At 45.1% G+C, this 8,456-nt stretch carries 9 protein-coding genes; 3 read left to right on the plus strand and 6 right to left on the minus strand.

The genetic code is table 11. The features are described 5' to 3' along the window. Positions 1-20: 20 nt before the first annotated feature. The 6 genes from CWC03_RS22460 to CWC03_RS22485 all read right to left on the minus strand — a co-directional run bounded on the left by CWC03_RS22460 (position 21) and on the right by CWC03_RS22485 (position 4,709). Positions 21-974 (minus strand): tyrosine-type recombinase/integrase, encoded by a 954-nt coding sequence (locus CWC03_RS22460; RefSeq protein ID WP_138583737.1) that lies wholly within the window; start codon positions 972-974, stop codon positions 21-23. Between the two features lie 160 nt (positions 975-1,134). Continuing rightward, entirely contained in the window at positions 1,135-1,653 is a 519-nt protein-coding gene (locus tag CWC03_RS22465) for an ester cyclase (protein ID WP_138583738.1), read from the minus strand. 12 nt (positions 1,654-1,665) lie between these two features. Continuing rightward, a complete protein-coding gene (locus tag CWC03_RS22470; protein WP_138583739.1) occupies positions 1,666-2,604 on the minus strand; it encodes a polysaccharide deacetylase family protein in 939 nt (312 codons plus the stop codon). A 2-nt stretch (positions 2,605-2,606) separates the two neighbouring features. Beyond that, a complete protein-coding gene (locus tag CWC03_RS22475; protein WP_138583740.1) occupies positions 2,607-3,158 on the minus strand; it encodes a YbhB/YbcL family Raf kinase inhibitor-like protein in 552 nt (183 codons plus the stop codon). Further along, a complete protein-coding gene (locus CWC03_RS22480) occupies positions 3,155-4,276 on the minus strand; it encodes an alkene reductase (RefSeq protein ID WP_138583741.1) in 1,122 nt (373 codons plus the stop codon). The genes CWC03_RS22475 and CWC03_RS22480 overlap by 4 nt, the downstream gene beginning before the upstream one ends. Before the next feature lie 13 nt (positions 4,277-4,289). Continuing rightward, positions 4,290-4,709 carry a VOC family protein gene (locus tag CWC03_RS22485; RefSeq protein ID WP_138583742.1) on the minus strand — a complete coding sequence of 140 codons (420 nt, stop codon included), beginning with the start codon at positions 4,707-4,709 and terminating at the stop codon, positions 4,290-4,292. A gap of 111 nt (positions 4,710-4,820) precedes the next feature. Between CWC03_RS22485 and CWC03_RS22490 the strand changes: the two genes are divergently transcribed. The 3 genes from CWC03_RS22490 to ggt all read left to right on the plus strand — a co-directional run bounded on the left by CWC03_RS22490 (position 4,821) and on the right by ggt (position 8,329). After that, entirely contained in the window at positions 4,821-5,747 is a 927-nt protein-coding gene (locus CWC03_RS22490; RefSeq protein WP_138583743.1) for a LysR family transcriptional regulator, read from the plus strand. Positions 5,748-5,843: 96 nt separating this feature from the next. Further along, complete coding sequence (locus CWC03_RS22495) at positions 5,844-6,461, plus strand: HAD family hydrolase (RefSeq protein ID WP_138583744.1); 618 nt, start codon at positions 5,844-5,846, stop codon at positions 6,459-6,461. A gap of 125 nt (positions 6,462-6,586) precedes the next feature. Continuing rightward, positions 6,587-8,329, plus strand: a complete 1,743-nt coding sequence (ggt, locus tag CWC03_RS22500; RefSeq protein WP_138583745.1) for a gamma-glutamyltransferase — start codon at positions 6,587-6,589, stop codon at positions 8,327-8,329. Positions 8,330-8,456 lie beyond the last annotated feature (127 nt).

Here is an 8,456-nt window from a genome sequence, read left to right on the forward strand (position 1 = left end):
ATAATTAGTAGTTATCCTTACTAACTAGCAATTCGTTTCCTTACATTGGCTTTTGTGATCTTCTTTTGCAGCGCGTTGTCGGTAACATGGGTATAAATTTCCGTGGTTGAGATACTACTGTGTCCGAGCAACCGTTGGACGAAGCGAATGTCGAGGCCTGATTCAAGTAGTTCGCATGCCGCGCTGTGCCTTAGCATGTGTGGAGTGACTTTGAGTTGGGTGTATGCTTGTTGACTAAGTTTTTTGATTAGTTTGCGTAAGAACTGCGTTGAGGCGGGTTCCCCGCGGCTATTAATCAGTAAATGATCGCAATGTGGTGCGCAAATAGCGCGGCTTTCAATATAGTTCTTGAGTAGTTTGGCTATTTCTTGGTCTGTGAGATACACAAACCTTTCTCTGGCTCCCTTACCTAAGATTTTAATTTTCTTTTCGTTGATGTAGATGTCAGTTAAACAAATCCCTGCAAGCTCAGATACTCGGATCCCTGTGCTAATCATAAGTTCTAACGCGATCAGTGAAGTAAATTCATTTAGCATGCGCTTTTGACTGACGCTATATGTGTTTGATGATTCTACCCATAAGTTTTTACAGTTTTTTCTGGCTTGTTTGAGCAAGCGTTTCAAGTCTGAGTGTGGTACGTTTCTTGGCAATCTTTTGGGTAGCTTAATGTCTAGCTGAAATTTATGAAAAGGATTAAGCTCGATGAATTCCTCTCGCTCAAGCCACTGGAACATAGCCCTTACACACGCCATTTTGCGCTTTATTGATGTGTTTGATAGCTCGGAATCAACTAGAAATTGATGGAACTGTGATAAGTCTACTTTGCTAATATCTTTAATGCTTTTATTTTCATCAAGTGCCTGCATAAACTGCTTTAAGTCAATTTGATATGCTTTCAAGGTGTGATCTGAGAGTTTACGTTTATCTTTACACAGGGAAATGAACTGTTGAGAAAGTTGGTTTATTGATTGCACTGCGATAAATCTACTTTTGCTAATACCTAATTTAGTGACCGTATTAGAACAGATTGTTGATAAAAACTGTATATAATCAATTGATTTAAAGGAATGTAGAATACAAGCGTGTTGTTAAATAGGCTCCAAGTCGGAGCCTCGGTATTATGACAATAATTTTTTATTCGCTAATCTGCATTTGTTCAAAGAGCGTATGGTAGTCTTCTAGATGCCAATTTTTAGTGATTTTCTCACCATCAACGTAGTAAACATCGACAGCTCGGAAATCAATGGCTTGACCTGCTCCTTGGTGCTCACCAAATTGGCCGCTGAAGTGCCCAAAGAAACGTAGTCGTACCGTGACAAATGAACCACTGACTAGTAAGTGTTCGACTTCTGCTTTCAGGTCTGGCACTGCGCGACGAAATCCTGATGAGGCTTCTAGCACGCCTTTCAAGCCTTGCTTTCTATCTCTTGGTAATGTCATATCAGTAAATGCGTTACTTAGTGCCTGTCTCGCAAACTTAGTGTCTCCACTGTGCCAAAAAGCAGCGTATTGCAATGCGGCATTCGCGGCCGTTTGACATTGTGCTGAGTCACAAATTTGCGCAACCTTTGCTACGGGTAACTCCTTATTGGGTGCCGCTAATGCTAGTGTCGCACTGACACTTAGCGCTAAAATTAAAGCATGTTTAATCATTACCTAGCACCCCTAAAACACACGTTCTGGGTTGGTTGGTACGTCTTGTTGCTTTAGAGTCCATTTGGCTATGTCTATCTTGCGCATAAACTTAACCTTTGGATGCGATTTCGCGTAGCGAATAAAGTCGTCAAGTGCTTTTACGCGAGCCGGACTGCCTGCGAGCCTGTCGTGTGCACTGATAGACATCATCCGGCGCTGGGATTTTCCTTCTTCATAAAGCACATCAAACTCGTCCTTTAACTCTTGCAAATAGGCTTTTGCTGTCATTGCGGAACTGCCGCCATAGCGCACGATATCGTTATTTCTAAAGGTATAAGGCACCACCACGAAGGGTTTGCCATTGACCGGGGTAAACGAAGGCTCATCCCGAGATAGGTCATCTATATGATAGATAAATCCAAGGGACTGCAAAATAGTTAATGTTTGCTCAGAGTGGCGCATCCAAAATGCATTAAAGCCTTTTGGTCTTTGTCCCGTGATCTTTTCAAGCACGTTTGCACTGTGAATATAAGACGCCCGTTCTTCTTCGAGGGTCATTGAATATTGTGGTGTCCAGCTTTGTCCATGGCCTGAAATTTCATGCCCTTTTTCTGCCACCATTTTGGCAAGTTTAGGGTTAAGCTCAGCAGCTTTTCCTACCATGTGGGACGTCACTTTGATGTTATGCTTGTCCCAAAGCTTGAGCAATCTTGGGATCCCTTCATTCATACCATACTGATACCAAGTAGGAGCGATGGTGTCGGGGTAGCCCGCTTCTTGCTGAGGAAATGGCCCAGGATCGCTTGGGTCTTGCGCGGTTGCTTCAAACTGCATGGAGATAGAGATCACCAATTGAGCATCATCAGGCCAGTAATGACCAGATTCTACTTCGACGCCGTGGGCTGCGCCTGTAAGCAGGGCGATTGCCGTTAGTAGTGCTCGAATACTTGTGGTCAACGTGGTGCGCATGGTTATTCTCCTGCGGCTCTTGGGCCGGCATACACAGAAAGTGTTGCCTGCGCTAAGCTATGCTGGTGGATAAAAAATCCAGTAAGTGGTGCCGTTGCACCAGTTGGCACGGGGAGTGTGTCTACATCTAGTGCATGCACGGTAAAGGTGTATTTATGTTTGCGACCAATAGGCGGGCACGGGCCAAAGTACCCTGGATTTCCTAAATCCGTATTACCTTCAACGGCTTGGCTTGGTAAAGTTTCTGCAAGCCTAGTTGTGTCTTTGGGCAGATTATAGACTTGCCAGTGCCAAAATCCGCTGCCGGTTGGCGCGTCTTGATCGTAAAACGTCACCGCAAAGCTCTTGGTTTGTTTAGGTGCATTTGACCAAACTAAGGTTGGTCGTGTGCTGTTACCCTCGCAGCCAAATTGATCCCAGTATTGAAATGGCCGAATAGATTTTTCGGCAACAAGATCTGGGCTTTCTAATGTAAACTCAGGTGCTGAAATTGCATTGGTTGCACCAAGTAATGCCATGGAGGCTAGGGAAAAATTCAGTAATAATGGTTTCATATTGCACCTTTTGCTCTTAATTGTTGAAAATCTGCATAGTCGGTGTAGCCCTGCTCGCTACCACCAAACAAAGGCGCATCAGGGTTGATTGGACTCAAAGGTAATTGATGAGTCAGACGGTATACGAGATCTGGGTTGGAGATAAATTTGCGACCAAAAGCCACAAAGTCGACTAGGCCTTGTTCAATAAGGGCTTCGGCTTGCTCTGGCTCGTAATTTCCCGCCACAATAATGGCGCCGTGGAATTTTCTTCTTAGTGCTTGCCTAAAGCTCTCCGTCACGACCGGCGCATCATCCCAGTCCGCTTCGGCTAAATGCACATAGGCAATGCCTAAGCGGTTAAAGTGCTCCGCGGCGAGCAAAATAGTATCAATGGCCTCTTCGTCTTGCATGCCACGTTGAGTAATAAAAGGCGCTAATCGGATCCCTACTTTTTCAGGCCCAATTGCTTGGCTAATCGCGGTGATAACTTCAACCGCAAAGCGAATTCGGTTTTCCTTCGAGCCACCATATTGATCATGGCGTTGATTAGAGCTGCGGCGTAAAAACTGGTCGATTAAGTAGCCATTACCAGCGTGGATCTCGACGCCATTAAACCCCGCCATCATGGCATTTTCAGCCGCATGGACATAATCTTCGACTATGCTCTGTATTTCTTGGGTTGCCAGTGCGCGTGGTGTTGGGCAATCGACCATTTCACCCACTCCTTTTTCATTGACCACCCACACTTGTGCGTCGGGCGCGAGTGCTGAGGGGGCGACGGGCTGGCCATCTTCATGAAAAGTGGAGTGAGACATACGGCCGACATGCCAAAGTTGACAGAAAATACGGCCACCTTTTTGATGGACTGCATGGGTGATTTCTTTCCATCCTGCAACTTGCGAAGCAGTATAAATTCCGGGAGTAAATGAATATCCTTTGCCCTGACAAGAGATTTGCGTGGCTTCACTAATGATAAGCCCTGCCGAAGCGCGTTGAGCGTAGTACTTTGCCATCAACTGGTTTGGAATATCTCCCGGTTGTGTTGTTCGAGAGCGAGTCATTGGCGCCATCAAAATGCGGTTTGGTAAAATTAAATTACCGAGTTTTTTCTGCGTAAATAACAATGGATCAGACATAGTATTCTCCTAATTATTGGATTAGTGAGTTGATGTGGCGTGGAAATAGCACTTCAATTTTTAGAGATTCAGGTGCAAAGATAAAAACTTGGTGCTCATTGCTAATAGGGACATCTCGTTCCTCGTAGCGAACGCCAAAACGCTCTAATCGGGTGATTAACCCGGGGTAATCGTCACCACGAAATGCAATGTGATCTATGTTGCTAGTACCCATGCTTGCGGTTTGCGCAGAACCGAGGTATTCAGTCTGTGCTTGGGTATGTGGTGATTGTTCAACCAGATGAATGAAAGGTTGCTGTTGGTCGCCATAGAACCACTTTCCTGGAAATGGAAAAGGTGGACGTAAGCCTTCTTTAAGCCTAAGCACCTGCTCAAAAAAGGTTGCCATCTTTGCCATGTCATGGGCCCTAAACAAAAAGTGATCTAACTGCATGGTGTGTTACCTCCATTGGGTTAGCGATTTATGCGTTGAGAACAGTCTATTTGTTTATTAATATTTGATAATTGGCTTTTATATAAAATTACTTTTCATAAAAGGTGAATAATGAAAAGCAAAGCAGACGATATGGCGCTTTTTGTTCAAGTGGTGCGCTCTGATGGCTTAGCTGCGGCAGGGCGAGTATTAGGGCTTTCTCCTGCGAGCATGACAGCTCGGATCAATGCACTCGAAGCGCACTATAAAACCCGTTTACTGACTCGAAACACCAGAAGTATCAAACTAACAGAAGCGGGAGAGCGGTTTTACCAAGGCTGCGTGCGAGTTATTGAGGAGGTCGCGGCCGCGGAGGCGTTATTGCAAGATGCCGATCCCGATTTGAGAGGCACACTCAAAATTGCGGCAAGCTCAGACTTTGGCCGTCAGTACGTGGTTCCCGCCGTTGCGGAGTTTGCCACGCAGCATCCACAGGTGGTGGTTAACTTGAGCTTAGGGGAGGGCTTAGTTAAATTAGTTGAGTCTGGCACTGATATCGCCATTCGCTATGGTAATTTAAATGATAGCAGTTTGATATCTAGGCCTTTGTTAAACAACCGCAGAATGCTGGTGGCCGCTCCAAACTATCTCGAACAGTATGGTACGCCAGATTGCTATCAAGCATTACAGCAACATCGTTGTTTAGTGCTGGAAAGAGCGGGACAGGCGCTAAACGATTGGTATTTTCTCGATAGAGACACGCAAGCAACCATCATTGAAACCGTGCCTACCTGTTTAGTGAGTTCAGATGGTGAAGTCCTACGAAACTGGGCTATTCAAGGACTTGGGATCACCATCAAGTCATGGCTGGATGTTCACAAAGATATTAAAGCGGGGCGATTGGAGGAGTTGTTGCCAACTCAAACATTGGGATTTAGTCCAACGGACTCAGACAAAGTCGCGTTGCAAGCGATTTATCCATCTAGGCAGTTTCAACCTCGCCAAGTCAAAGCATTTCTGGCCTTTTTTAGCGAGTATTTACAACAAATGCAGAATTGAGTTTATTTCATTGGAGTCTACCAAATTAGTCGTGCGTAAGTGATAAAGATATGCATAATAAACGCTCATATTCAAACTAACTAAAGAGGTTCAAGGATGGCAATTGGCAATATTAAACACGTAATTTTTGACGTCGGTAACGTATTTGTGAGGTGGTCACCAGAGGAGATAGTTCGGCTTACCTTTGGCAACCAATGTGACGTTGAGGGTCTAGCTAAGCAGCTGTTCCACAGTGAGATTTGGTTTGCGATTAACCGAGGCGAACTGACAGAAGCAGACACCAAGCACGCTTTTATACGAACCTATCACTTAACCTCTGAGCAAGCTGACGAACTGTTCTTTTATATCAAAGAATCACTGATCCCACTTTATGGCACGCTTTCACTGATGCAGCGCCTAAAGGCAGCTGGATATAGTGCATATGCCTTAACCGATAATGTGCACGAGATTGTGAGCCACCTAAAAGCGCGTCATACTTTCTGGCAACACTTTGACGGAGAAATTATTTCTGCTGAGCTTGGCTGCATGAAGCCCGGCAAAGCTATTTTTACTCACTTACTGGAGCGCTACCAACTAGCGGCAGATGACTGTGTTTTTCTTGATGATGTCTTAGCGAATGTTGAAGGTGCAAAGCAGGTCGGATTGCATGGCATTCAGTTCTTTAATGCGGCGCAAGCTGAGCGCGAGTTACGTGAACTAGGATTAGTGTTTTAATACAGTTAAAGCAGCTGTAATCGTTTTAGGACTATTTTGATTATTCACTCCAACGCATCGATATTGTTTGGTCTTTTTATTCATGCAACACTGCAATATGAGAATAATTAAAAAACGGGATGAAGATGCGTAAATTAACAGCCTTGGTGTGGTCTTGCTCTGTTTCCTTGTGCGTGGGTGTAGCGTCTGGTAACACGGTGCAAGCTGACGAGTCACCAATATTTAGTTCTAAAGCCACAGCACAGCCAATATGGGCTGAACACGGCATGGTATCTAGCCAAGAGGCACTTGCTAGTCAAATTGGTGTAGAGGTTTTAAAGCAAGGTGGCAATGCTGTTGATGCGGCTGTCGCAGTAGGTTTTAGTCTTGCCGTGACCTTGCCAAGAGCCGGAAATATCGGTGGCGGTGGCTTTATGCTAGTGCATCTGGCAAAAGAGAATAAAACCATTGCGATTGATTATCGCGAAATGGCGCCGAGTCGTGCACACAAAGATATCTTTATTGATGAAAACGGCGAGGTAAACCCAAAGCTAAGCCTTCAACACGGCCTTGCCGTGGGCGTTCCCGGAACGGTTATGGGGATGGAGTTAGCACTCGAAAAATATGGCACCATGACACTTAGCCAAGTTATTCAGCCTGCAATAAAATTGGCGCGTGATGGCATTAAAGTGACCTCTGATTTAGCCAATTCGCTTTCTCATAGTTACATTAAAGAACGAATGCTGAGTGTGCCGGCGTCTAAGGCCGTGTTTTATAAAAAAGATGGTAGCAGCTACAAGCCAAATGAATGGCTGGTGCAAGCAGATCTTGCCCACTCTTTAGCGCTGATCGCTGAAAAAGGCAGCGCGGGCTTTTATCAGGGCGAGACAGCAAAGAAAATTGTTGCTGCGGTAGAAGCAGCTGGTGGCATTATGTCGCTGGATGACTTAAAAGGCTATAAAGCGGTAGAGCGTGAGCCGGTAAAAGGCACATACCGCGGCTACGACATCGTTTCTATGCCACCTCCTTCATCTGGTGGTGTGCATATCATAGAGATGCTGAACATGCTGGAGCAATATCCTATTGGTGAGCTTGGACATAATAGTGCCGCTACCGTCCATTTAATGGCTGAGGTCATGAAGCGTGCGTATGCTGACCGCAGTGAATATTTGGGCGACCCCGATTTCTACGACGTACCCGTTAAAGCATTGGTGGATAAGCAATATGCAAAGCAGCGTAGTAAACAAATAAATGCAGGCAAAGCGACGCCAAGTCGCGAGATTAAGCCCGGTAAATTATTACCTTATGAGAGTAATCAAACCACACATTATTCTGTGGTAGATAAGTGGGGCAATGCAGTGAGTAACACTTATACGCTCAACTTTAGCTACGGCTCAGGTATTGTCGCGGCTGGCACAGGCATTTTACTTAACAACGAAATGGATGATTTCTCGGCAAAGCCCGGCACACCAAACGGTTTTGGCTTGGTTGGTGGAGAAGCTAACGCCGTTGAAGGAAAGAAGCGCCCTTTAAGTTCGATGACACCTACGATTGTAATGAAAGAGGGTAAACCCTTTTTGGTAACGGGTAGCCCGGGTGGCTCGCGTATTATCACCACCACGCTACAAATTATTATGAATGTTATTGATCATGGCTTGAACATCGCTGAAGCAACCGTGGCTCCGCGTATTCACCACCAATGGTTACCAGATGAAATTCGTATTGAACGTAGCTTAAATGTGGATACTCGACGTCTATTAGAAAACAAAGGACACACACTTTCAGAGCAGAATGCAATGGGTTCAACTCAGTCAATCATGCTTACCGATCAAGGTCTATTTGGCTCCTCAGATCCAAGACGCGCAGATAGCGCTGCGGTGGGGTACTAATACCAATTGAATTAATTCTCTAATCAATTTGAAGGGTGAAATAGCATATTAGCTTCGTTAAAAATTTCTCATTTAGAACAACTAAATAGCAAAATTTTTGCCTTGCCTATATGGATATAGGTACCTT

This window comes from Pseudoalteromonas sp. S2755 (assembly GCF_005886535.1).
Taxonomy (GTDB): domain Bacteria; phylum Pseudomonadota; class Gammaproteobacteria; order Enterobacterales; family Alteromonadaceae; genus Pseudoalteromonas.

Bases quoted from the DNA above. Each gene is read 5' to 3' on its own strand.
- CWC03_RS22495 (WP_138583744.1), top strand. From the start codon at position 5,844: ATGGCAATTGGCAATATTAAACACGTAATTTTTGACGTCGGTAACGTA.
- CWC03_RS22475 (WP_138583740.1), bottom strand. From the start codon at position 3,158: ATGAAACCATTATTACTGAATTTTTCCCTAGCCTCCATGGCATTACTT.
- CWC03_RS22490 (WP_138583743.1), top strand. From the start codon at position 4,821: ATGAAAAGCAAAGCAGACGATATGGCGCTTTTTGTTCAAGTGGTGCGC.
- CWC03_RS22480 (WP_138583741.1), bottom strand. From the start codon at position 4,276: ATGTCTGATCCATTGTTATTTACGCAGAAAAAACTCGGTAATTTAATT.
- CWC03_RS22465 (WP_138583738.1), bottom strand. From the start codon at position 1,653: ATGATTAAACATGCTTTAATTTTAGCGCTAAGTGTCAGTGCGACACTA.
- CWC03_RS22485 (WP_138583742.1), bottom strand. From the start codon at position 4,709: ATGCAGTTAGATCACTTTTTGTTTAGGGCCCATGACATGGCAAAGATG.
- CWC03_RS22470 (WP_138583739.1), bottom strand. From the start codon at position 2,604: ATGCGCACCACGTTGACCACAAGTATTCGAGCACTACTAACGGCAATC.
- ggt (WP_138583745.1), top strand. From the start codon at position 6,587: ATGCGTAAATTAACAGCCTTGGTGTGGTCTTGCTCTGTTTCCTTGTGC.